Consider the following 22,046-nt stretch of genomic DNA (forward strand, 5'->3'; position numbering starts at 1 on the left):
AGCAGCGACCTTTCCGTTATGGGAGGATCGCTGCTTTGTTGTCTGTTTACGGCCATAGCCATGACAATATTTATATTACCTTGACTAGTACCGTGTTACCCCATCTTTAGTAACAAGTGCAAATACCAAAGGTTGGGCAGGAACAGGTTCAGAAGTGATACGGTAGGCTTCTAACACCTTACCTTCAGCTTCCTCAACTTTCTTCTCACTGGCATCGTTGATATGCAAGACTGCAAGCGTCTCGCCAATCTCTACAGCATCTCCAACCTTTTTGGAGAGTTGAATCCCCACAGCCAGATCGATTACAGATTCCTTAGTTTCACGTCCAGCTCCAAGCAGCATAGCCGCAACGCCAATTTCCTCGGCCTGAATACCTTCTATGAACCCCTTCGTTTTCGCTTTCACTTCAATGAATCGCTTAGCAGTAGGGAGCTTCTCCGGAGAATCAATTTGCGATACATCTCCACCTTGTGCCTTCACGATTTGTTTGAACTTCTCTAGCGCACTGCCATCTTCAATATGCGTCATAAGAATCGAACGTGCCTCCGCTTCATCCTTGGCTTTGCCGCCAAGAACAAGCATCTGGCTGCCCAGAATAAGACAGACCTCCTGTAGATCCTTCGGACCATGACCCTTCAAGGTCTCGATTCCTTCCTTAATTTCCAACGCATTTCCGATCCCGTAACCAAGCGGCTGGTCCATATCACTGATGATCGCAACGGTATTGCGACCCAGATGCGTTCCAATGTCAACCATCGCCTGAGCGAGTGCTATAGAATCATCCAGCGTCTTCATAAAAGCACCGCTGCCTGTTTTGACATCCAACACGATCGCATCCGCACCTGCTGCAATCTTCTTGCTCATCACAGAGCTTGCAATAAGGGGAATGGATTCAACTGTTGCAGTTACATCCCGAAGGGCATACAGCTTTTTGTCTGCGGGTGTAATGTTGCCCGACTGACCGATCACGGCAGCCCCGATCTCTCCTACTTGGTCAAAGAAACGCTCACGAGCCATCTCGATAGAGAAACCACTGATTGACTCCAGCTTATCGAGCGTGCCTCCAGTGTGCCCAAGTCCACGACCGGACATCTTCGCTACCGGTACTCCAGCAGAAGCTACCAAGGGTGCCAATACTACAGTTGTTTTATCGCCCACTCCGCCTGTGGAGTGTTTATCGACTTTAATACCTGCGATTGGGCTAAGATCTACTTGATCGCCGGACATCGCCATTTCCATCGTTAGATCGCCGGTTTCCCGCGCGTTCATGCCTTGAAAATAAACAGCCATTGCCCAAGCAGAGAGCTGATAATCAGGCACTTCACCTTTACTGTAGCCCTGAATTAGAAAGGAAATTTCCTCACGACTCAGCTCTCCGCCATCTCTTTTTTTCTGAATAATATCGACAGCTCTCATATTACACCTGCACTTCACGGACAATTGCGCGAGCAAGTCCGATAAATTTTGGTCTAGTCAAATTAGTTACCTTCATTATCTGTTCAAACGTCAATGGCTCAAGTTTATTCACTTGTGTCATAGATTGGACCTCCCAAAAATTCAAAATGCAGTACCCGAAATTACATTTTCGGAATAAAGCCCAACACTAGCTTCAGGAAACGCTCACGCACACGGTCTGCAGTTTCCATAACCTCTTCATGGTTGAGAGGTTGATCCAGAATTCCCGCAGCCATGTTAGTAATACAGGAGATACCCAATACCTCGATACCTGCATGACGGGCAACAATGGTTTCCGACACAGTAGACATGCCCACAGCGTCAGCCCCTAGATGACGAAGCATTACGATTTCAGCAGGTGTTTCGTAGCAAGGTCCCAGCAGACCTGCATATACGCCTTCTTTGAATTCGAAATTCTGCTGCGCTGCCGTTTCCTTCGCTACCTTGATTAGGCGGCGACTATAAGCGGTTGACATATCCGGGAAGCGCACGCCCAGTGCAGGATCATTAGGTCCTATTAACGGGTTCCGCCCCGTCATATTAAGATGATCCGTAAGGAGCATAAGATCGCCCGGCGTGAAATCTGTGTTCACTCCACCAGCAGCATTAGTTACTAATAGGCTGGCTATACCAAGTTCTTTCATAACCCGAACAGGGAATGCCGTTACCTCCGGTCCATATCCTTCATACATATGAAAGCGGCCCTTCATCATCACGACACGGCGTCCTTCAATCATACCGATCAGCAGTTCTCCCTCATGCCCTTCTACAGTGGACACAGGGAAGTGAGGAATCTCATCATATGGAATGCTGATTCCATCGGTGATCAGGTCTGCCAGCACACCGAGTCCTGAACCAAGGATCAATCCAATTTCCGGAGCCACCGGACATTTGTCTTTTATATAAATGGCTGCTTCTTGAATTTCTTTTTGAGTTAACATGCTATGGATGATCCTCCTTAATGAATGTTGTGGCGCAACCCACATCCTTTTATTGCAGTTTCGCTAAAAAGCTTGTCCCATACTGCGGCGCCTTCGCACCGAAATTATCAGCAATGGTTGCGGCAACATCCGAGAAGGTCTCACGAATACCTAAGCTATCTGGATGCTTAAGGCGTGGGCTGTAAATAAGCAGCGGCACATATTCACGAGTATGATCTGTTCCGCTATGGATTGGATCATTCCCATGATCTGCTGAAATAATCAACAGGTCATCTTCACCAAGCGTGGATAGAATTTCAGGCAGCGCCTGATCGAATACTTCCAGTGCATGACCATATCCTTCCGGATCGCGACGGTGTCCATATAAAGAGTCAAAATCCACCAGATTCGTGAACAGCAAGCCATTGAACGGTTGGCGAAGTTGCTCAATGGTGACTTCGATACCATGTTCATTGCTCTTCGTAGGGTAAGAAGCTGTAACCCCTTCACCTGTGAAAATATCGTTGATCTTTCCTACCGCGATAACATCTTTTCCGATATCAGCCAGCGCGTTCATTACCGTTGGTTCCGGTGGTTTCACGGCATAATCATGGCGATTTGAGGTCCGTACGAACTTTCCTGGTTCGCCAACATATGGACGAGCAATAACACGCCCTACGGAGAATTCTGGAGCCATAGTTAGCTCACGGGCGATTTTACATGCGCTGTATAGCTCTTCCAGTGGAATGATATCTTCATGTGCCGCAAGCTGGAATACACTGTCCGCAGAGGTGTAGACAATCCAAGCTCCGGTCTTCATCTGCTCTTCGCCATATTCAACTAGAATTTCCGTACCGGAAGCTGGTTTATTACCGATCACTTTCCGACCAGTTGCTGCTTCGAATTTCTCAATCAATTCTGCCGGAAATCCATCCGGATACGTATTGAATGGAACCTCGATCTTCAGCCCCATCAGCTCCCAGTGCCCGGTCATCGTATCCTTACCGACAGATACTTCCTGCATCTTGCCATAATATCCTGTTGGTGAAGCTACAGGTTCAAGCGGCGGCAGCGGAGCAATATTAGCTAATCCTAACTGCTGTAGGTTAGGGAGTTTCAATCCGGGAACACGGTTCAAAATATGACCAAGCGTATGTGAACCCGCATCACCAAAATTCGCAGCATCTGGAGCTTCTCCGATACCTACACTATCCAGAACAATAAAACCAATTCGTTTAAATGAGGACATATTGTCTTCACTCCTTTTTTAATATAGATCGTTAGTTCATTCGTTTGCACCAACAAGAAGAAACGGCTGTACCTTCTCCCGGAAGTCAGATGCTTCCGTAGCTAGCGATACAATGTATCGCCTGTCAGGTATCCGTTTCTGCCAAAGGATAACCTGTGGAAAATTACCCATTCCCCAGTCTATCCTATAAGTATGATTCCATCATAACTATCTTACTCACAAAAAGCATCTTTGAAGCATGATCAGCGAGCTCTGGGATGATGGCTCTCATATACTTCCTTCATATTCTTACGGGCGATACCGTTATAAATCTGAGTCGTCGAAATATCAGCATGACCCAGCATTTGTTGTACGGAACGCAAATCTGCTCCACCTTCCAGTAAATGGGCGGCGAAGGAATGCCTAAGCGTATGCGGTGTAATATCCTGCTCAATGTTTGCTTCCCGTGAGTATTTTTTTATGATTTTCCAGAACCCCTGGCGGGTTAATCGCCCACCTAGGCTATTCAGGAACATGGCCGGCTCCTCCTGATGATCACGAAGCAGCTTGTCCCGCATAAGAGAAGTGTAAGCTGCTACACTCTCAGCAGCAATGGTTCCAATGGGAACCACTCGTTCCTTGCCCGAAGTCCCTGTACAGCGCGCAAACTTCATGTCCGTATGCACATCGTCTACGTTAAGAGAAATCAATTCAGAAACCTTTATTCCCGTTGCGTAGAGCAATTCCAGCATTGCCTTATCGCGCATCCCTTGTGCTGTACTCACATCTGGAGCAGCCAGCAGCCGCTCAACCTCCGAAACCGCAAGCACCATAGGGGGCTTCTTATCAGGCTTCATGGTTTCCATGTCCAGTGTTGGATCCTGCTCAATTAAACGTTCCTTCAACAAATAATGAAAAAAGGCCCGCAGGGACACCGCGTTTCTGTTGAGCGTTGCAGTGGCTCTTCCCGCTCCGCGTAAGGAGCCAAGATATAACATCACATGAGATCTTCGGATTTCTTCAGGCTGTTCAGCCCCCCGCTCTTCAGCAAACTCTAGAAACTGCGATACATCCCTACCGTAAGATTCCAGTGTATTCGGGGACAAGCCTTTATCTCCGGACAAATAATGTAAAAAAGGCTGCAAGTGTGACTTCATTATTTCACGCTCCTGTCCTGGCGCAGCTACTCTTAGTGTCTTCCTGCAGCACATTCAGCATGAGGCTTCAGCAGATGTGTACACAACTCTTACTCTGCATAAATCCACCCTAGCTTTCTTCGACATTCTTCTCGCTTGTTCCTGCTTCCTGCGGAGCTTTCATTCTCCGAACCAGTAATAGAAACGTAAGCGCTGCCTTGCATCCAGACCATCATCACCAACCTCGGCGTGATCAAATGCCCGAACAGCAGTGCCTTCAGGAATTCCATAGTTCTCTATCGGACTAAGCCATTCCCCTAGCCAGCTCATAGCATAGTAGAGTAAATAGCTTAGAGCCACAAACATGATCATAAAATACAGCTTGCGCACTGTTTTGGGCACAGAAACAATCATAAGGACGCCTCCTATTACATATAAATGAATTCTGCTCGTCCTTCATTTTATGCTCCAAAAAAGGCTGATATGTATGGCTCTAATAGACTAATCATTTAAAAAGCCCCCTCCGGTATAGGAACCGGGGAGGACTTGTGAAGTTAATTCTTAATATAAGATAACTTAGGATGGATTTCCGTCTGTATTGTTCTTATCAGTACAGCGGTAGCAAATCCCATGGAAATCAAGTCTATGATCAAGCACTGTGAAATTAAACTCTTTCTCCAGTCGCTCTTCCAGCGGACCGAGCCAATCCTCGCGAATCTCATCCATACTGCCGCATTGCACACAAATTAAGTGATGATGATGATGCTTCGCAGTATCTGTTCGCAAATCATACCGGGCTACACCGTCGCCGAAATTGATCTTTTCTACGACATGTAGCTCACTGAGAAGTTCGAGGGTACGATACACAGTCGCAAGACCGATCTCGGGAGCTTTCTCCTTCACGAGCATAAATACGTCTTCCGCGCTAAGATGATCTTCCTCATTCTCCAGCAGCACTCTTAAGGTCGCTTCCCGTTGGGGTGTAAGCTTGTATCCTTGGGATTGTAACTGTTGCTTAATCTTGTCTATCCGTGCTTCCACCTGTCTCCCTCCCCCTTGGATAATTACCGCACCGGTCTTCAAACCACTTCTTCCATTATAGGGGGTGTCGCTTTCAGAAGTCAAACGCTTTTACTGCACAGTCAAGGTCGTCACCGCTTGTACAAGTGAAGGCGTGACCCAACGCATCATGGTTGGTGTAACCCAGGTCTCAAAACATGAAATACCCAGGATCAAAAGCGCCATCACAAATGACAATATAGTGTACATGGTAAAAGGACGAGTCACTGGCGTCCGGCGTTGTCCCATCACCCGGCTGCGGATCATCTGCAAGGAAAAAGCTATCGCAGCTGCACTGCTAACCAGCAGCACAGGGATCAGCACCAGATTATGTGGGGCCACAGAAACTAACGCGAACAACATCCCATGCCAAGAATATTGACTGACCAGACAGCCAACCGTAAAACCGATCAGTACCCCTTTTAAAAAATCAAGAATCAAAATTCCCGGCAGCCCAATGACCGACAACCCAAGAATCCAGATCAGTCCGATCCATTTCAGATTCAAGGCTGCTATACTCCAGTACGAATCAGGTGCGGCTGGCAGACCTTGCTGATCAACCGTAACAAAGAAATTCCCCAGATAATCCCCCAGCTCCTGCTGCTGATCCATCGTAAGCGCACTAACGATAAGAGCTCCAAATACAACACCTACCAGAAATAATACGCCGACAAAAATATACAGAGGCGTCTGTTCCTTCATCATCAGCCGTAAATTACGCATTTGGGACGTTCCCCTTTCCGGTTACATGTTACACCATATGAGAAAACGTCCCGCGATATGACTTGTCCTTTAGGTAATGACTCTACTTTCTGGGCTGTACCACTTTACCGTACGTCCCGCCACCGCCTGCTGATAGCTCCAAAATGCCAGAGCGGGCCTGGACGATCATCGACGCCAGATCCGCACCTACAACGCTGGCAATTTCCGCTTCACCACAACCATGTAAAATGTTCATCTCAGTTCCAAATGCTTGCAGTAACGCGTTCATCTTCGCCTTCCCTAACCCCGGGATAAATTCAAGCGGAACCTGATAATGATAGGGTGGACGGTCAGCAGGCACTAACGGCGTCTTGCGGTCAGCAATATCTAGGATCCGGTCGAAGACACCTCTAACCAGCTTAAGACTGCCGCAATATTGGCAACGATCCGCGTTGACATAAGCCTCATCAATAATACTGCCGCAGCCCCCGCAATAGCTCCGGTGGTATTTGCCAAGCCGCGGATTAAGTCCGAAATTAGCACTTACCTTCCGCCCATCTTTATGTTCCAGTGCAAGCCGCAGTTCAGCGAACGAAGGCTGTGCCAGCTCCATCACATTATACTCACGCCCTAACTTACCCAGTGAATGCGCATCTGAGTTGGTTAGAAACGTGAAATCATCCAGTTCAGAGAGATATCCAGCCATTTCGGAATCTGCACTCAGCCCAAGTTCAACCGCAGCTATGCGGTCCAGATCAAAGATGTCCGCCATACGCTCTGCAGCACAGCCGTACAAGCCCTTGTGAGGCGTGAAAATATGTGCAGGAATAAGAATGCCTCCCCGCCCGTAAATCTCATCCTGAAGCTCCCTAGCCGGAGCATACAGGCGCTGGGAACTTAGATTCACATTCCGCATATAGCGGCTCATCCACGCACTAAAGTCGGTCATGCGTTCCACGTCCGGCATGTAAGCGAGCACATGGCACTCTTTTCGCCCAGGCTCGCGGATTTCAATCTCTGTCCCCAGAATGATCGTAGTCCCTCGGTAAGCAATCCCTCCACCTTCAGCTAACGTCATCTCTCCAGATTCCAAAGAGCGCTGAATATCCCGCAGTACGCCAGGTGAATGACTGTCTATAATACCGATCATTTCTAGTCCCTTGCGCTCTGCAGCTTCTTTGGCAATGCCCGCAAAGGTAAGCTCGCGGCTGCCGCTAATTTTGACAGCCTGACCTTCCGACGTTCGTCCAATATGAACATGCAAATCGCAATAGAAACTCTTCAGTTCAGTTGTTAATTCCATTGGCCTGTCAGCGTGTATAGATGCCAAGCGTACACTGCCATCATCGTTTTTGCATCCGCGATGCGCCCGTCAGCCATATATTGATACGCTTCCTCCAGGGTAAGCTCCGAAACCTCTAGAAATTCATCCTCGTCCAGTGACATATCCCCTGGTTGAGCGTTAGTAGTCACATACAAATGAATAATCTCATCGGCGAAGCCGGGAGAAGTATAGAAGGATTTAAGCAATTTCAGATCTCCACTGTGAAATCCAGTCTCTTCCTGAAGTTCACGACCAGCCGCAACTAATGGATCTTCACCTTTATCTAGCTTCCCAGCCGGAATTTCTACCTCAGTGCGTTGCATGGGCTGACGGTATTGCTCTACAACAAGCATTTTGTTGTTGTTTAAAGCAAGCACCGCTACAGCACCGGGATGCTTCACAACTTCACGTGTCGCAGTATTTCCATCAGGCAGTCTCACTGTGTCCACCTGCAAAGATATAATCTTCCCATCAAAAACAGGCTGTGTAGACAATGTCACTTCATCAAGCTCGGGTTTGCTGTGCAAATGTTGTTCTCCCATAAAGTTTCTGGTCTCCTTTTTCTCTATTGTGCATACGGTGTATTATAGCAAACTTAAAGGGAAAGAAGGAATTTCAGATGAACGAAATCTTCAGCCGTACAAGCTCATCCGCAGTTATGATGGTAGGTAAGCCGGAGGAAATAAAGGCCATCTTGGCTGGATGGATCCAGCAGTATGGGCGCGATATGCCCCTGGCATACATTCTTTCCCTGCACGATCAATCTACAATCCTTCCGTCCAAGGCAGGATGAATTCATCCTCTCCTTTGGGACTTAGCCATACATGTTCACACAACTATAGGGGTGTCTCAAAAGCCATGAAATGGCTGCTGGGGCACCCCAGTCTTTTTGCGTCCTCCCCGATTAGAGGGACTTTTGTGCTTACGATGCTGGTATTGGGCACAAGTTGTTTGATTAAGCGACTATCGCGCTTACGATGTTGATATCTAGCACAACTTGTTTGATTAGATCGCTATTGCGCCTATCTTTGTACGCTATCGGACTCAGTTGACCTTAAACACACGTTTTCCCCACTTTTGCTATGCTGTCGGACCCCAGTGACGCTATCAGCATGAAAAACACACTATGTGCACCTCTTCTTAAGGAATAGCTGCGCTGGTGTCCGAAACTCTGCTCAAATGGCGATAATATTGCTTATAGCGTCATCTGGGTCCTTTAGCCTCAAGAGAGGGGGCGGACTTGACGCTATCGGACACAGCTGCCCTTAAACACACCTTTCTCGCACTTTTGCGATGCTATCGGACTCCATTGCCGCTATCAGCATGAAAAACACACTATATGCTCCTCTTCCTAAGGAATAGCTGCACTGGTGTCCGAAATTCTGCTCAAATGGCGATAATATTGCTTATAGCGTCATCTGGGTCCTTTAGTCTCAAGAGAGGGGGCGGACTTGGCACTATCGCTCTCTGTACATCGATATGCCTATGGATCCCAGTGTAGCTACTGGCATGAAGACTTCATCGGAGCATTCCGAAAATTTCTACTTCGAGACTCGCCAAAAGCGGCGTTAGAGGTCGCATGACTTTTTTTGGATTTACCTTGATATTGCTACACTAAACTCCCCATAAAAAAATGCAGAGCAGCAATCCTCCGTTACGGTAAGATCGCTGCTCTGCTGTTTTATAAGGCAATTAGCCCTTTGCGCTCTCTTTTATAATATTCACAACGAGTTCAGCCACTTTAACGATATCTTCGGCTTTAATCCGTTCCTTGGTAGTATGGATATGTTCATAACCCACTGCAAGGTTAACAGTCGGAACATCTAGACCGTTGAATACATTAGCGTCACTACCTCCGCCAGAGTGGAACAGACGTGGAGTAAGCCCCATAGAAGTAATGGCCCGCTGTGCAAGCTGCACTACTGCATCATGCTCATTAAAGCTAAAAGCAGGGTAGATGATTTCACTGCGGAATTCGCATTCTGCGCCGTATTCCCGCACAGTTGTCTCGAGTGCTTCGCGCATCGAAGCGATTTGATCGCCTACCTTCTCCTGCACAATACTGCGTGCTTCTGCATCCAACTGAACGTGATCACACACTACATTCGTTGGGCCGCCGCCAGCGAACTTTCCAATATTCGCTGTGGTTTCATTATCAATACGACCCAGCTTCATGGCTGCAATCGCTTTGCTAGCGACTTGAATTGCGCTGATGCCGTCCTCAGGGTTCACGCCAGCATGAGCCGATTTCCCAAAGATTTGCATCGTGATTTTAGCCTGTGTCGGTGCTGCCACCGCAATCGCTCCAACTTCACCATTGGAATCAAGTGCAAAGCCGAAGTCAGCATCCAAGTTACTTGGATCCATCGAACGTGCGCCCAGCAATCCAGATTCTTCACCCGCTGTAATCACGAATTGAATCTGACCATGCGGAAGCTTTTGCTCTTGGATAACACGAATGGCTTCGAACAACGCAGCAAGCCCTGCTTTGTCATCGGCTCCAAGAATCGTAGTGCCATCACTTGTAATCCATCCATCTGAACCAAGTGTAGGCTTGATATTTTGTCCGGGAACAACCGTATCCATATGGCAAGTGAACAGAAGCTTTGGAGCAGCTCCTCCATTCTCAGCTGGCCAGGTAATGAATAGATTACCTGCTCCATGTCCGGTTCTTTCCTGGGAATCGTCTTCGAGCACTTCTAAACCCAGTGCGTTAAACTTACTCTTAAGGACATCGGCAATCTGCCGTTCATTTCTTGTTTCGCTATCAACTTGGACAAGTTCCATAAACTCCTGAATCAATCGGTCTTGTGAAATCACTGGACTTCCCTCTCTTTCGTGAATACGGTACAATGGTTGTACGGCATTACCATCTTCATGTTAATAACTTAAACTAAATCTAAAGGAGTTACCCATGCAACGTAATAAATGGTTCAAGATCTTCATCTACGTCATGTTGTTTGCCATGATTGCCTCTACGCTATTTATGGTTATCGAGCCGTTCCTTGCAGGTTAAACATTGCTCAGGAAGCATTAATAATAGCGGCTAGGAACACCTTGCCGCTATTTGGCCTGCACGTTTGTTCTTAATCAGCCTTTGCCATATCACAGAAAGTATCCATCAGCTCTTCATATGGAAAATGTTTCAAGAAATATGGGACCAGCTCTCTAGCCACCTCTTGAAGCTCAAATCGACGACCTGCACATTCCTCTAGAGAAGTTATTCCAAAATCGGTGATCCCGCATGGAATAATCCCTTGAAACCCGCGCGCCGCAATCCCCTCAGAAATGTTAAAAGCAAAACCGTGACTGGTAATAAAACCTCTTCGAAATTTACTCTTATTAAACTTCACACCAATAGCACAGATCTTCTCATCGCCAACCCAGACTCCGGTATACTCCGGTTTACGATCTCCGACAATTCCGTAGGATGCCAAATAATCAATAATAACAGCCTCCAGACTGCGCAAGTACCCATGCAAATCCACTTTGCCATCCTCTCCGAGCTTAAGGATCGGATAACCTACAAGCTGACCTGGTCCGTGATATGTAATATCTCCTCCGCGATCGATTTCAAACAGCGCGATTCCTTTTTCTTCGAGCTGCTCTTGATCCAAGAGAAGATGTTCAGGATGATTTTGTGAACCGATAGTATAGGTAGGCGGATGCTGCAAAAGAATAAGTCGCTCCGGCTGCTCGCCAGAATCAATGGCATGCACACTTTCTTTTTGCAGCTCCCAGGCCGTCCCATACTCCATAATGGGGTCATATGAAATCTGCAGCTTACGAAAATCCGTATTTTTCATACCGTCAGGTCCCCTTTTCCAGTCTCCTGCCTGCACAGTTTGGCTAGTTATTCATTAATAGAGCTTAGTGTCCGGTGTATATCCTTCTATATTATCCTTGACGCGTTGCAAGAAACGGCCACAAATGACTCCGTCCAGAATCCGGTGATCCAGGGACAGACAAATATTAGCCATTGAGCGAACAGCAATCATATCATTGATGACCACAGGCTTTTTCACAATCGATTCAAAGGTCAGAATCGCTGCTTGTGGATAGTTAATGATTGGATAAGAAAGAATGGAGCCAAACGAGCCTGTATTATTTACAGTGAAAGTCCCTCCCTGCAAATCTTCCAGACTAAGTTTGCCTTCGCGTGTTTTTTGTGCCAATTCATCAATCTCACGAGCCAACCCAGCGACATTTTTCTGATCAGCCTTCTTAATCACAGGAGTGATAACCGAATCTTCTGTACCTACCGCTAACGAGATATTGATATCACGTTTGACAATAATTTTGTCTACAGCCCAGACAGAGTTCATAATCGGGTAATCCTTAATCGCACTCACAACAGCCTTCATCATGAAAGCCAGATAGGTTAGATTGATGCCTTCCTCGCGCTTGAATTCTTCCTTATGTTTATTGCGCAGTGCGACCAGATTAGTCACGTCTACCTCAATCATTGTCCAAGCATGCGGAATCTCAGAGACACTTTGACGCATTCTTGTAGCAATTGTATTCCGGATTGGCGTTACATCAATCAGGTATTCAGAACTGCTGCCTCTGCCACCCTCAACTTCAATTGTTGGAATACGAGGAGATTCGCTCAAGTGTAGACCCGAATGGCGAAGTGGCTCTTCTGCCTTCTTCTCTTGGGCTTGAACGAACTGTGGAGCAGGCGGTTGTGACGCCATTGGGGCAGGCTGGCTAGCAGAAATCGAAGCTGCAGATCTAGCTCCGCCGCTTTCGAGGAAGGTCAGCACATCCTTACGGGTAATCCGACCACCCATACCAGTACCAGCAACTAAAGTCAGATCGATGTTATGTTCAGCAGCCAAAGTCTGTACCGCAGGAGAATAGCGTGCACGCATCATATCGCCAGCAGTTGAAGTCGCACTTTGTCCTGCAACATTATTAGAGGAATTAGCTGCAACTGTGTTAGTGTTAGTCACGTTTGCAGCAGCAGATGCAGTCACAGGCACGGCTATACGACAAATGACTTCGCCGACATTGACAACCTGGCCTTCTTCCGCCAATAGTTCACCCATAACTCCATCTATCGTTGAAGGTAATTCCGCATTTACTTTATCTGTAATAAGCTCACATATTGGTTCGTATTGCTCTACCGGATCGCCCGGTTTCTTCAGCCATTTGCCGATCGTCGCCGATACTAGCGATTCCGCCAGCTGCGGCATGATCACGTCAGTCAACTTTTGGTTGTCAGACATCTTTTCACTCCTTAAAAGTTTTACGAAGCATTGACTCTTAGAAAGACTACATAGTAAAACTTGCTTCGTAAGCATATTCTTAAAGTTTTACGAAGCTTCGTCAGCATCACCTGAGTTTTAGGAAGCTTCGCATCTACTCAACAAATTAATATTGTGCCAGCCGGAGCATTTCCGCCTTCACTTTTTCTTTACTTAGCATGAAAAACTTCTCCATTGGCGGGCTGATTGGCATCGCCGGAACATCGGGACCACAAAGACGGAAGATTGGTGCATCCAGCTCGAACAGACAATGCTCAGCGATAATGGCCGCCACTTCGCCGCCAATTCCGCCTGTTTTATTATCTTCATGCACAATCAATACCTTACCGGTCTGACGGGCAGCAGCTATGATCGCATCACGATCCAGCGGTTGCAAGGTACGCAGATCAAGAATATGTGCTGTAATTCCTTCCTCGCGTTCCAATTCTTCCGCAGCCTGCATAGCAAAATGCAGCGGGAGACTGTAGCCAATCACCGTAATATCCGTTCCCTCACGCAGCAGATTAGCTTCGCCAATTGGAACGGTGTAATCTCCTTCCGGCACTTCTTCCTTGATCAGCTTGTAACACTTTTTGTTCTCAAAGAAAAGAACCGGATCAGGATCACGAACAGCTGCTTTCAACAATCCTTTAGCATCATAAGCGGAGTAAGGCGCTACAATCTTCAATCCAGGTGTTCCAAAGAAAATCGATTCTGGACACTGTGAATGATACAAACCGCCGAACACCCCGCCACCAATAGGGGCACGAATGACAACCGGGCAACTCCAATCGTTATTTGAACGATAGCGGATTTTAGCCGCTTCACTGATAATTTGATTCGTCGCCGGAAGCATAAAGTCGGAGTATTGCATTTCAGCTATTGGTTTCATTCCGTACATAGCTGCTCCGATGGCTACACCAGCAATCGCTGATTCAGCGAGGGGTGTATCCATAACCCGCTCTTCGCCAAACTGTTCCTGTAGACCTTTAGTTGTGGTAAATACGCCGCCTTTGAGACCAACGTCCTCACCAAGCACGAACACGGAATCATCGCGCTCCATTTCTTCCTTCATCGCGAGCCTGATGGCATCGATATATTCCATTATAGCCATGGTTTATGCCCCTCCTTTGAGGTCGGAATCACTGTATACATGCAGCAGTGTGTCTTCCGGTTTCGGGAACGGAGCATTATCGGCATACTCGATAGCCGCTTTAAGCTCAAGATTGCATTCAGCAGCAAGATCTTGTTCTTGCTCGTCACTCCACAATCCCAGACCGATCAAGTAATTACGGAATCCTGCTACGCCGTCCTTCTTCCAGTTCTCATCAACCTCTTCTTTGGTCCGGTAAGCCAGATCATTATCTGAGGTGGAGTGTGGAGACAAACGGTACATCATCGCTTCAATCAGCGTAGGACCTTCACCCGCGAGGGCTCTTTCCCGCGCTTCCTTAACGACACGATAAACCTCAAGCGGATCGTTTCCGTCTACACGCACACCAGGAAATCCATAACCCAGCGCACGGTCGCTAACCTTGCCGCCTAACTGTTTATGAACAGGAACAGAGATTGCGTACTGATTGTTCTGGCACATGATAATAACCGGCAGCTTATTCACTCCGGCAAAGTTACAAGCTTCATGAAAATCCCCCTGATTGCTGGAACCTTCACCGAAGGTTACAAAGGAGACGAATTTCTTCTTCTGCATTTTGGCCGCCAGAGCAAAGCCAACCGCATGAGGGACCTGAGTGGTTACAGGGCTTGACCCTGTCACAATACGCAGACGTTTGCTGCCAAAGTGACCCGGCATTTGCCGCCCACCACTGTTTGGATCTTCTGCCTTAGCGAATACGGACAACATAAGTTCGCGTGTAGTCATACCCACTGAGAGCACGAAAGCATAATCGCGGTAATAAGGTAAAAAATAATCATTTTGCCGGTCCAGCGCGAACGCCGCCGCCACCTGACCCGCCTCCTGGCCTATACCGGAGACATGAAAGTTGATCTTGCCAGCGCGCTGAAGCAGCAGACTGCGCTCATCGTATTTACGAGCGAGCGACATATATCTGTACATATCGATGACCTGGCCGTCACTAAGTCCAAGCTGCTTATGTCTGTTAATCGTTTCTACAGTACCTTGGGATTCCATAAAGAGATACCTCCTTATTCATAAAGCCTGAAGTCTTACAGGAATTAAGACCAATTGTGCCCTGATCTTAAAACCTGGTACTAAGACTTGACTTGAGTATATTATAATCCCTTTCTACCCAAAAAGAAAAGCTAAGAAAAACTAAAATCCAATAGATCTTCCATCCACAGCTAACATTGCTTCTCCGATAATCTCCGAAAGGGTAGGGTGAGCATGTATAGCTTCACCAATCTCCCAAGGTGTTGCATCCAGAAGCTGTGCCAAGGCCGCTTCTCCAATTAGATCCGTCACATGAGGACCAATCATCTGCACACCAAGAATATCTCCACTGCTACGATCGGCTACAACTTTGACAAATCCGTCCTTCTGGCCATATACAATTGCCTTACCAATGGCCGAGAATGGGAACTTCCCAATCACTACATCATGTCCAAGCTGTTTAGCTTCCTTCTCGGTGTAACCCACACTTGCTACCTCAGGTCGAGTATAGACACAACGTGGTACTAAATGTGTATGATAAGGATGTAGCTTCTCACCAGATAGATGATTAACCGCCATTATCCCTTCATGACTGGCTGCATGAGCCAATTGAAGCCCACCGATGCAGTCGCCAATGGCATAAATATGCGGCTCTGCCGTCTGCATACTAGCGTTTACAGCAATAATCCCTTTGTCAAAGCGAATGTCTGTGTTTTCCAGACCAATATTCTCGATGTTGGCCACTCTGCCTACGGATACAAGCAATTTTTCTGCCGTTAGGCTTTGACTTTGCTCTCCCTTACGGGCTTCGATCGAAATTCCATCCTCCGTTACCTGGCAGGTTGCAGCATCCACTGTAGTTTCAGTCAGTACCTTAACCCCACGCTTTTTCAACAAACGTTGCAGTTCCTTAGCTATCTCTTCATCCTCTTGAGGCAGTAACTGACCTGCCGCTTCAACCACAGTCACCTGCACTCCAAAATCAGCCAGCATTGAAGCCCATTCGACCCCAATTACACCACCGCCCACAATGATGATAGAGGATGGCAGCTCTTCGAGCATGAGCGCTTCATCACTGCTAAGAATCACTTTCCCGTCTGGTTCGAGACCAGGCAATACTCGTGGGCGTGAGCCCGTAGCGATAATAAGATGGCTGGAAACTACTGTTTCCATCTCCCCATCTTCCAGTTCCACAGCTACAGCACCGCTGCGCGGAGAAAAAATAGAAGGACCCGTTACGCGCCCTTTACCTTTGACAACTTGTATTTTATTTTTGCGCATCAAATATTGTACGCCTTGATGAAGTTGCTCAACTACAGCTTCTTTGCGTTTCTGTACCTTTGGGAATACCAGCTGTACACCGCTTGTCTCAATGCCATAGCTCTCGCTCTCATTGATTTCAGCATATACCTCTGCACTACGGAGCAGCGATTTACTAGGAATGCAGCCCCGATGCAGACAGGTTCCTCCCAGTTTGTCCATTTCGATGACGACAACGGACTTTCCAAGCTGTGCAGCGCGAATAGCCGCCACATACCCTCCAGTACCTCCGCCAAGTATGGCCACGTCACATGAAATTGTCATGATATGTATCCTCCAGTCATTACACGTAAGTTCATTTTACTTAGTATATTGTACTCTCTTTTTGCTCTATTACAAAACTTATAAACGTCATATGCAAATGGACTTTTTCTTGCTAAAGCGTTATCATATGGGTGAATCTAAAGGGCTAAGAGGGGTAGGAGACACTTATGAAACTGTTAATTTCACGCTTCATTGCCATCCTTATTCTTGTGTTTCCGGGCTTAATAGCAATGAAGGGCTTCCTCATGATGAAGGATGATATTTTTGATTACATATCCATGCATGGTGATGATTCTGTAGTGCCCCACTTTGCTTGGCTGCATTTCGGTGGTGGATTGCTGCTCTTCGCAGCTGGCATGACTTTCCTTGGTGGCTGGATTCTGGCTAGGGACCGTAAGAAGAATTACGTAGGTCCAAGGTTCAAGGAGAAGCAAAAGGCGAAACAAGCCGGAACGCAGGAAACGATCTCTTAAGAGCTATGCTAAACTTAGGATCAGCTTTTTCATCTCATCATTTATTCACCTAATCATCTGAATCTCGAATCGCACACAATCAAGCCTTATTACCCTGCTGATTGTAATTTGTACAATAGATTTCCCCACATTCAAAGCCTCCCAGGTCACCCGATCTGGTGCTCGTTATCTATCACAAATAACATAAAGGCGAGAACTTCATGGACGCAATCTGCGCTCCCTGAAAATTCTCACCTTTTTCTTAAATACCCGCCTTATCAAGCGCCTCTTTCCGCCGCCCCTGTACCAACTCGCTGTACAGTCCGCCTTGCTTCAGCAGCTCTTCATGAGAGCCTTGCTGCAATAATCTGCCGCCCTGAAGCACAAGAATTCGATCAGCTGCACGTATCGTGCCAAGTCTATGAGCAATGACGAAGCTCGTTCGCCCTTTCATCAGCGCCTGCAGCCCTTCCTGAATCTTGATCTCGGTCACTGTATCAATACTGCTGGTTGCTTCATCAAGCACAAGCATAGAGGGGTTAGCAAGAATCGCTCTCGCAATGGAGAGCAGCTGCTTCTGCCCTTGGCTTATACCGCTGCCATCCGCCGAGAGCATCCGTTCATAACCTTCGGGCATTCGCATAATAAAAGAATGGGCATTGGCCAGCTTAGCCGCCTCTTCAACCTCTTCATCGGACGCATCCAGCCTCCCGTATCGGATGTTATCGCGGATACTCCCTTTGAACAAAAAGGAATCCTGCAATACAAAGGCCATATGACTTCTCAAGCTTTCCCGCCGAATCGAAGTGATATCTAAGCCATCCAGCGTGATTTTCCCCTGATTAGGATCATAGAAACGGGATAACAGCCCAATTAGCGTTGTTTTGCCTGCACCGGTAGGTCCAACTAAAGCGATCATCTCGCCAGGCTTCGCTACAAAGCTGATATCCTGCAGCGTGTTAGAACCTCCATCATAAGAAAAATCTACATTTTCAAACTTCACCGCACCCTGTACAGTTTCAAGTGATTTGGCTGCACCTTCATCTTTAGCCTCGGTCTCTTCGTCCAGCACTTCAAACACCCGCTCGGCCCCTGCCACCGCTGAGAGCAAGGTATTCCACTGATTCGCTAAATCATTAAGCGGACGAGTAAACTGGCGGGTATATTCCACGAATACGATGATCACACCCACTGTAATCGACCCACGGATCGCAAGCAGACCACCAATTCCTGCAACTATGGCGAAGCTGAGATTATTAAGACCATTCATAAGCTTGGGGATGAAACCAGAAATGGACTGCGCCCAGTAGCCTGACAGCATAATTCGCTTGTTGCGTTCATGAAAACCAGAGATGACGCGTTCCTCTTGTGAAAAAGCCTTGATAATCCGTTGTCCGGATAAGGTCTCCTCAATATAACCGTTAAGCTCCCCTACATTGCGCTGACGTTCTTTAAATAATGGGCCTGTACGGCGTGTAATCCAGCGCATGCCTAACAACATCAAAGGCACTACGAGGAATGTGAGCAGCGTCAACAAGGGACTAAGCCACAGCATAACCCCTACGGTTCCTAGCAAGGTTAAGACACTTGAAAATATCTGAATAGCCGAGCTATTCAACGTAGAGCTGACGTTCTCGATATCATTGGTAAGACGGCTCATAATTTCCCCCTGCTGTCTCCGATTAAAAAAGGAAATAGGCAGACGGTGTAAATGGGAGAATAGCTCCGTACGCATCCGTAATACAGTTTCTTGAGCAATTTCGATCATCCATATGTTTTGCAGCCAAGAAGTCAGAGAATAAAAAATGTACACACAAGCAAGGCTTGTCAGAAAAACAACCCATGATCGCCCGCCGGTACCTTCCAGATAATTATCCACCGCTCTGCCAATCATGTATGGCCCCAGCAGCGCTAGCGCTGAGCTGAAGACAACCATGATCAGTACAAGAATAAGCTTGGCTTTACGCTCAGCTAGATAACTCCAGATCCGGATCAGCGTCCCTGACCAATCCTTCGCCTTTGCTTTGGGTTTGCCGCCAGATGCTGTCCCTAGACTTCGTCCCACGCCAAGTTCAAAATTCGGTTTAGGATGACGAAAAGGTTCAATTAATGCTTTGAACATGCTGCTTCGCCTCCTCTACCTGTGATTCATAAATCTTGCGGTACAGCTCGGAGCTTGCCATAAGCTCCTTATGCGAGCCTTTGCCAATTAATCGTCCCTCATCCAGCAACAGGATCAAATCGGCTGATGCCGTTGAACTGATTTTCTGAGTAATCAAAAAGGTTGTACAGGAGATATCCTTTAGCGCCTCCAGCAATAGCCCTTCCGTAACCGCATCAAGGGCACTGGTGCTGTCATCAAGGATCAACATAGCCGGTTTTCTAACAAGTGCACGGGCAATCGTTAACCGCTGCTTTTGTCCGCCGGAGAGATTAACCCCTCGTTGACCAAGCATCGTGTCATAACCATCTGGCAACCCTTTTACCGTCTCGTGAATTTGTGCAGCTCCCGCTGCTTGTTGGATTTGTTCCAGTGTGGCGTGTTCATTGCCCCATGCAATATTATCGCGAATTGATCCGCTGAAAAGCTGCAATTCCTGAGGCACATAACCTATCGATTTCCGCAGTCTGGAAATATCGATATCAGCACTTTTTTCACCGTCAATCCAAATGGTGCCGTCTGTCTCTTCATACAAGCGCGGAATCAAACTCACGAGTGAGGATTTTCCTGATCCGGTCGCCCCCATAATCGCTACTCGCTCACCAGCAGCTACTTCAAAATGAATGTCCTCCAGGACAGAGATATCACTATTAGGATACTTAAAGCAAACGCCTTCAAATTTAACGTGGCCCTGAATCGGCTCGCCTTGCAAAGTCCCGCCTTCACGAACTCCAGCTCCCGCTTCCATAACTTCTGAAACACGCTGAGAGGAGGCACGAGCGCGGGAAAACGTTACAACAAGACCAGAGATAGCTGATAACGCCCCAATTGTTCGCAAGGAGTAATTAATAACAGCAACAGTCTGACCCAAAGTAGCATCCCCGTTGGAAATGGCTATCCGTCCAAACCATAAAATCGCCAAAATCGCCGCATTCACAATAAGCATAACAAAAGGCATCGTCGTCTCAGTCAAACGCAAGGCAGACACTGTTGATCTCATCAAATTCCCGCTAAATACCGTGAAACGTTCAATCTCATACCCCATACGCACAAATACGCGGATCAAGCGAATACCCGTAAGATTCTCCTGAATCACGCCATTAACTCCGTCTAAACGCTGCTGGACCGTACGAAATAACAAGGAAGCTTTTCTCATAATCCAGTAGAGGAAAAAAATCAACAAAGGTAACGCCACCGTCAGCAGTAATCCCAGCTTCACATGAACAACTAACGCCATAATCACACTGCCTACCACAACAAGTGGCACCCGTGTCATAAAGCGCAAGCTCATAAAAATAGTATCCTGCAGCTGTGATACATCGCCAGTCAGACGGGTAATCAGTGACGAAGTAGCAAAACGATTAAATACTTCATACGTAAAAGACTGTACCTTTTCGTACAATTTGTCCCTAAGATCGAACGCAAAGCTCTGACTTGCATGGGCAGCAAAAAAAGAACTGAGTACCCCGGCTGTAAACGCAACTACCGCGCTGCCGATCAATACACTGCCCCACAGCCATACTACAGAGGTATCTTTTTCTCGGATCCCCAAGTCAATGATTTTGGAAATGATCAAAGGCTGTGATAATTCTACCGTCAATTCAATGAGCATCATTACAAGGGCAGCTATTGCAGCTACCTTATATTTTTTGAGAAAAGAGAAAATCAAAGCCATTCGCATACCCTCTTTTTCTATTCGTACAGTGCATCCCTTAACCGAGTTGACATCGTGGAAGCCTGTCCAGTTTTCAGTATTGCTCGACGCAGTGCTTTATTACTCCGATTCAATTCCACCAAATCCGCCATCATTTCTTCCAGCAAGCTTTCAGTGTCACTGGATAAATCTCCATTCTGCTGCAAAAGAGCTAACCGTTCCTTATATTCGTCTAATCTTTCAGTCACACTTATTACTTCCTTTCCCATCTCTTATTACCTCTTATCATACCACATCCAATCAATCGCAATGTTTTCACTGGATACATCTGATCCGAATATGATACTCTAATATGGTCGCATTTTTAAGATATAATCAATGTTTTTTTACGAAAGGATAGATGGAAGTGGCACAATTGTTTTTCAAATACGGAGCAATGAACAGTGGTAAATCTATTGAGATACTCAAGGTTGCACATAATTATGAAGAGCAGGGGAAATCGGTGCTCATTTTCACTCCATCCATAGACGACCGGGACGAGGTTGGTTTTATTTCTTCTCGTATTGGGCTTCGGAAACAAGCAATCCCCATCGATGAGAACACAGATATTTATAATATCGTCAGCAGCAACCAACCTAAACCACACTGTGTACTTATTGATGAATGTCAATTTCTAAGCAAGGAATGTATTCTCCAGCTAGTGCGTATCGTTGATGAGCTGGGCATTCCGGTAATGGCCTTCGGACTTAAAAATGATTTTCAGAATCAGTTATTTGAAGGCAGCAAATATATGCTGATCTACGCTGATAAAATTGAGGAAATGAAGACGATCTGCTGGTTCTGCGAGCGCAAAGCTACTATGGCTCTACGAGTAGAAAACGGCAAGCCCGTATATAGCGGCAAGCAAATCCAGATTGGTGGCAATGAAGCTTACTATCCGGTATGCCGCAAATGTCACAAGAATCCACCGCTATAGCCGTGTATAAAAAGCATC

22 protein-coding genes are annotated in these 22,046 nt (G+C 46.9%); 4 read left to right on the forward strand and 18 right to left on the reverse strand.

Going from position 1 to position 22,046, the window contains the following annotated elements:
• Positions 1–84: 84 nt before the first annotated feature.
• The 9 genes from NYE35_RS22065 to NYE35_RS22105 all read right to left on the reverse strand — a co-directional run bounded on the left by NYE35_RS22065 (position 85) and on the right by NYE35_RS22105 (position 8,366).
• Positions 85–1,416: a pyrimidine-nucleoside phosphorylase gene (locus tag NYE35_RS22065; RefSeq protein WP_036676056.1), complete on the reverse strand. Its 1,332-nt coding sequence runs from the start codon at positions 1,414–1,416 to the stop codon at positions 85–87.
• 161 nt (positions 1,417–1,577) lie between these two features.
• Positions 1,578–2,396 (reverse strand): purine-nucleoside phosphorylase, encoded by an 819-nt coding sequence (locus tag NYE35_RS22070; protein WP_036676055.1) that lies wholly within the window; start codon positions 2,394–2,396, stop codon positions 1,578–1,580.
• Between the two features lie 49 nt (positions 2,397–2,445).
• Entirely contained in the window at positions 2,446–3,624 is a 1,179-nt protein-coding gene (gene deoB / locus NYE35_RS22075) for a phosphopentomutase (RefSeq protein WP_036676054.1), read from the reverse strand.
• Positions 3,625–3,866: 242 nt separating this feature from the next.
• Positions 3,867–4,760: a site-specific tyrosine recombinase XerD gene (gene xerD / locus NYE35_RS22080; protein WP_341122054.1), complete on the reverse strand. Its 894-nt coding sequence runs from the start codon at positions 4,758–4,760 to the stop codon at positions 3,867–3,869.
• A 159-nt stretch (positions 4,761–4,919) separates the two neighbouring features.
• On the reverse strand, positions 4,920–5,153 hold the full coding sequence (locus NYE35_RS22085) for a DUF4227 family protein (RefSeq protein ID WP_036676052.1): 234 nt from the start codon (positions 5,151–5,153) through the stop codon (positions 4,920–4,922).
• A gap of 162 nt (positions 5,154–5,315) precedes the next feature.
• Positions 5,316–5,780 carry a ferric iron uptake transcriptional regulator gene (gene fur, locus NYE35_RS22090; protein WP_036676051.1) on the reverse strand — a complete coding sequence of 155 codons (465 nt, stop codon included), beginning with the start codon at positions 5,778–5,780 and terminating at the stop codon, positions 5,316–5,318.
• A 90-nt stretch (positions 5,781–5,870) separates the two neighbouring features.
• The gene (gene spoIIM / locus NYE35_RS22095; RefSeq protein ID WP_036676050.1) at positions 5,871–6,521 is read right to left on the reverse strand and encodes a stage II sporulation protein M; all 651 of its coding nucleotides are present in this window, start codon (positions 6,519–6,521) and stop codon (positions 5,871–5,873) included.
• Positions 6,522–6,603: 82 nt separating this feature from the next.
• The gene (locus tag NYE35_RS22100) at positions 6,604–7,803 is read right to left on the reverse strand and encodes an endonuclease Q family protein (RefSeq protein ID WP_038572481.1); all 1,200 of its coding nucleotides are present in this window, start codon (positions 7,801–7,803) and stop codon (positions 6,604–6,606) included.
• Positions 7,794–8,366 (reverse strand): NUDIX hydrolase, encoded by a 573-nt coding sequence (locus tag NYE35_RS22105; RefSeq protein WP_036676048.1) that lies wholly within the window; start codon positions 8,364–8,366, stop codon positions 7,794–7,796. The genes NYE35_RS22100 and NYE35_RS22105 overlap by 10 nt, the downstream gene beginning before the upstream one ends.
• A gap of 77 nt (positions 8,367–8,443) precedes the next feature.
• Here NYE35_RS22105 and NYE35_RS22110 point away from each other — a divergent pair, with 77 nt between their 5' ends.
• Positions 8,444–8,617, forward strand: coding sequence for a hypothetical protein (locus NYE35_RS22110; RefSeq protein ID WP_155288161.1), 174 nt, complete (start codon positions 8,444–8,446; stop codon positions 8,615–8,617).
• Between the two features lie 899 nt (positions 8,618–9,516).
• On the opposite strand, the gene NYE35_RS22115 is transcribed toward NYE35_RS22110, so the two are convergent.
• Entirely contained in the window at positions 9,517–10,644 is a 1,128-nt protein-coding gene (locus NYE35_RS22115) for a tripeptidase T (protein WP_341122055.1), read from the reverse strand.
• Between the two features lie 94 nt (positions 10,645–10,738).
• On the opposite strand from NYE35_RS22115, the gene prli42 reads away from it, so the two are divergent.
• Positions 10,739–10,840: a stressosome-associated protein Prli42 gene (gene prli42 / locus NYE35_RS22120; protein ID WP_094872112.1), complete on the forward strand. Its 102-nt coding sequence runs from the start codon at positions 10,739–10,741 to the stop codon at positions 10,838–10,840.
• A gap of 70 nt (positions 10,841–10,910) precedes the next feature.
• On the opposite strand, the gene lipB is transcribed toward prli42, so the two are convergent.
• From lipB to lpdA, 5 genes are all read right to left on the reverse strand, one after another.
• Complete coding sequence (gene lipB, locus NYE35_RS22125) at positions 10,911–11,630, reverse strand: lipoyl(octanoyl) transferase LipB (RefSeq protein ID WP_036676046.1); 720 nt, start codon at positions 11,628–11,630, stop codon at positions 10,911–10,913.
• Positions 11,631–11,684: 54 nt separating this feature from the next.
• Positions 11,685–13,055 (reverse strand): dihydrolipoamide acetyltransferase family protein, encoded by a 1,371-nt coding sequence (locus tag NYE35_RS22130; RefSeq protein ID WP_341122056.1) that lies wholly within the window; start codon positions 13,053–13,055, stop codon positions 11,685–11,687.
• Positions 13,056–13,200: 145 nt separating this feature from the next.
• Complete coding sequence (locus NYE35_RS22135) at positions 13,201–14,187, reverse strand: alpha-ketoacid dehydrogenase subunit beta (RefSeq protein WP_036676034.1); 987 nt, start codon at positions 14,185–14,187, stop codon at positions 13,201–13,203.
• A gap of 3 nt (positions 14,188–14,190) precedes the next feature.
• Complete coding sequence (locus tag NYE35_RS22140) at positions 14,191–15,222, reverse strand: thiamine pyrophosphate-dependent dehydrogenase E1 component subunit alpha (RefSeq protein ID WP_036676031.1); 1,032 nt, start codon at positions 15,220–15,222, stop codon at positions 14,191–14,193.
• Positions 15,223–15,363: 141 nt separating this feature from the next.
• On the reverse strand, positions 15,364–16,785 hold the full coding sequence (lpdA, locus tag NYE35_RS22145; protein ID WP_340392448.1) for a dihydrolipoyl dehydrogenase: 1,422 nt from the start codon (positions 16,783–16,785) through the stop codon (positions 15,364–15,366).
• Positions 16,786–16,952: 167 nt separating this feature from the next.
• On the opposite strand from lpdA, the gene NYE35_RS22150 reads away from it, so the two are divergent.
• Complete coding sequence (locus tag NYE35_RS22150; RefSeq protein WP_076129486.1) at positions 16,953–17,258, forward strand: DUF2627 domain-containing protein; 306 nt, start codon at positions 16,953–16,955, stop codon at positions 17,256–17,258.
• A gap of 241 nt (positions 17,259–17,499) precedes the next feature.
• Here the strand turns inward: NYE35_RS22150 and NYE35_RS22155 are convergent, their stop codons facing one another.
• Genes NYE35_RS22155 through NYE35_RS22165 form a run of 3 tightly spaced genes read right to left on the reverse strand, consistent with a single transcriptional unit; the run spans position 17,500 to position 21,321 of the window.
• Positions 17,500–19,359 (reverse strand): ABC transporter ATP-binding protein, encoded by a 1,860-nt coding sequence (locus NYE35_RS22155; protein WP_341122057.1) that lies wholly within the window; start codon positions 19,357–19,359, stop codon positions 17,500–17,502.
• Entirely contained in the window at positions 19,340–21,073 is a 1,734-nt protein-coding gene (locus tag NYE35_RS22160) for an ABC transporter ATP-binding protein (RefSeq protein WP_312149845.1), read from the reverse strand. The genes NYE35_RS22155 and NYE35_RS22160 overlap by 20 nt, the downstream gene beginning before the upstream one ends.
• A 17-nt stretch (positions 21,074–21,090) precedes the next feature.
• Positions 21,091–21,321 carry a hypothetical protein gene (locus NYE35_RS22165; protein ID WP_036676022.1) on the reverse strand — a complete coding sequence of 77 codons (231 nt, stop codon included), beginning with the start codon at positions 21,319–21,321 and terminating at the stop codon, positions 21,091–21,093.
• Positions 21,322–21,458: 137 nt separating this feature from the next.
• On the opposite strand from NYE35_RS22165, the gene NYE35_RS22170 reads away from it, so the two are divergent.
• Positions 21,459–22,028 (forward strand): thymidine kinase, encoded by a 570-nt coding sequence (locus NYE35_RS22170; protein ID WP_036676019.1) that lies wholly within the window; start codon positions 21,459–21,461, stop codon positions 22,026–22,028.
• The last annotated feature ends 18 nt before the right edge of the window (positions 22,029–22,046 follow it).

This window comes from Paenibacillus sp. FSL L8-0494, assembly GCF_038003695.1.
Lineage (GTDB): Bacteria > Bacillota > Bacilli > Paenibacillales > Paenibacillaceae > Paenibacillus_AQ > Paenibacillus_AQ odorifer.

Excerpts from the sequence above, each read along its gene's own strand:
- NYE35_RS22065 (WP_036676056.1), bottom strand. The coding sequence starts at position 1,416 with ATGAGAGCTGTCGATATTATTCAGAAAAAAAGAGATGGCGGAGAGCTG.
- NYE35_RS22070 (WP_036676055.1), bottom strand. The coding sequence starts at position 2,396 with ATGTTAACTCAAAAAGAAATTCAAGAAGCAGCCATTTATATAAAAGAC.
- deoB (WP_036676054.1), bottom strand. The coding sequence starts at position 3,624 with ATGTCCTCATTTAAACGAATTGGTTTTATTGTTCTGGATAGTGTAGGT.
- xerD (WP_341122054.1), bottom strand. The coding sequence starts at position 4,760 with ATGAAGTCACACTTGCAGCCTTTTTTACATTATTTGTCCGGAGATAAA.
- NYE35_RS22085 (WP_036676052.1), bottom strand. The coding sequence starts at position 5,153 with ATGATTGTTTCTGTGCCCAAAACAGTGCGCAAGCTGTATTTTATGATC.
- spoIIM (WP_036676050.1), bottom strand. The coding sequence starts at position 6,521 with ATGCGTAATTTACGGCTGATGATGAAGGAACAGACGCCTCTGTATATT.
- NYE35_RS22100 (WP_038572481.1), bottom strand. The coding sequence starts at position 7,803 with ATGGAATTAACAACTGAACTGAAGAGTTTCTATTGCGATTTGCATGTT.
- NYE35_RS22105 (WP_036676048.1), bottom strand. The coding sequence starts at position 8,366 with ATGGGAGAACAACATTTGCACAGCAAACCCGAGCTTGATGAAGTGACA.
- NYE35_RS22110 (WP_155288161.1), top strand. The coding sequence starts at position 8,444 with ATGAACGAAATCTTCAGCCGTACAAGCTCATCCGCAGTTATGATGGTA.
- prli42 (WP_094872112.1), top strand. The coding sequence starts at position 10,739 with ATGCAACGTAATAAATGGTTCAAGATCTTCATCTACGTCATGTTGTTT.
- lipB (WP_036676046.1), bottom strand. The coding sequence starts at position 11,630 with ATGAAAAATACGGATTTTCGTAAGCTGCAGATTTCATATGACCCCATT.
- NYE35_RS22130 (WP_341122056.1), bottom strand. The coding sequence starts at position 13,055 with ATGTCTGACAACCAAAAGTTGACTGACGTGATCATGCCGCAGCTGGCG.
- NYE35_RS22135 (WP_036676034.1), bottom strand. The coding sequence starts at position 14,187 with ATGGCTATAATGGAATATATCGATGCCATCAGGCTCGCGATGAAGGAA.
- NYE35_RS22140 (WP_036676031.1), bottom strand. The coding sequence starts at position 15,222 with ATGGAATCCCAAGGTACTGTAGAAACGATTAACAGACATAAGCAGCTT.
- lpdA (WP_340392448.1), bottom strand. The coding sequence starts at position 16,785 with ATGACAATTTCATGTGACGTGGCCATACTTGGCGGAGGTACTGGAGGG.
- NYE35_RS22150 (WP_076129486.1), top strand. The coding sequence starts at position 16,953 with ATGAAACTGTTAATTTCACGCTTCATTGCCATCCTTATTCTTGTGTTT.
- NYE35_RS22155 (WP_341122057.1), bottom strand. The coding sequence starts at position 19,359 with ATGTTCAAAGCATTAATTGAACCTTTTCGTCATCCTAAACCGAATTTT.
- NYE35_RS22160 (WP_312149845.1), bottom strand. The coding sequence starts at position 21,073 with ATGGCTTTGATTTTCTCTTTTCTCAAAAAATATAAGGTAGCTGCAATA.
- NYE35_RS22165 (WP_036676022.1), bottom strand. The coding sequence starts at position 21,321 with ATGGGAAAGGAAGTAATAAGTGTGACTGAAAGATTAGACGAATATAAG.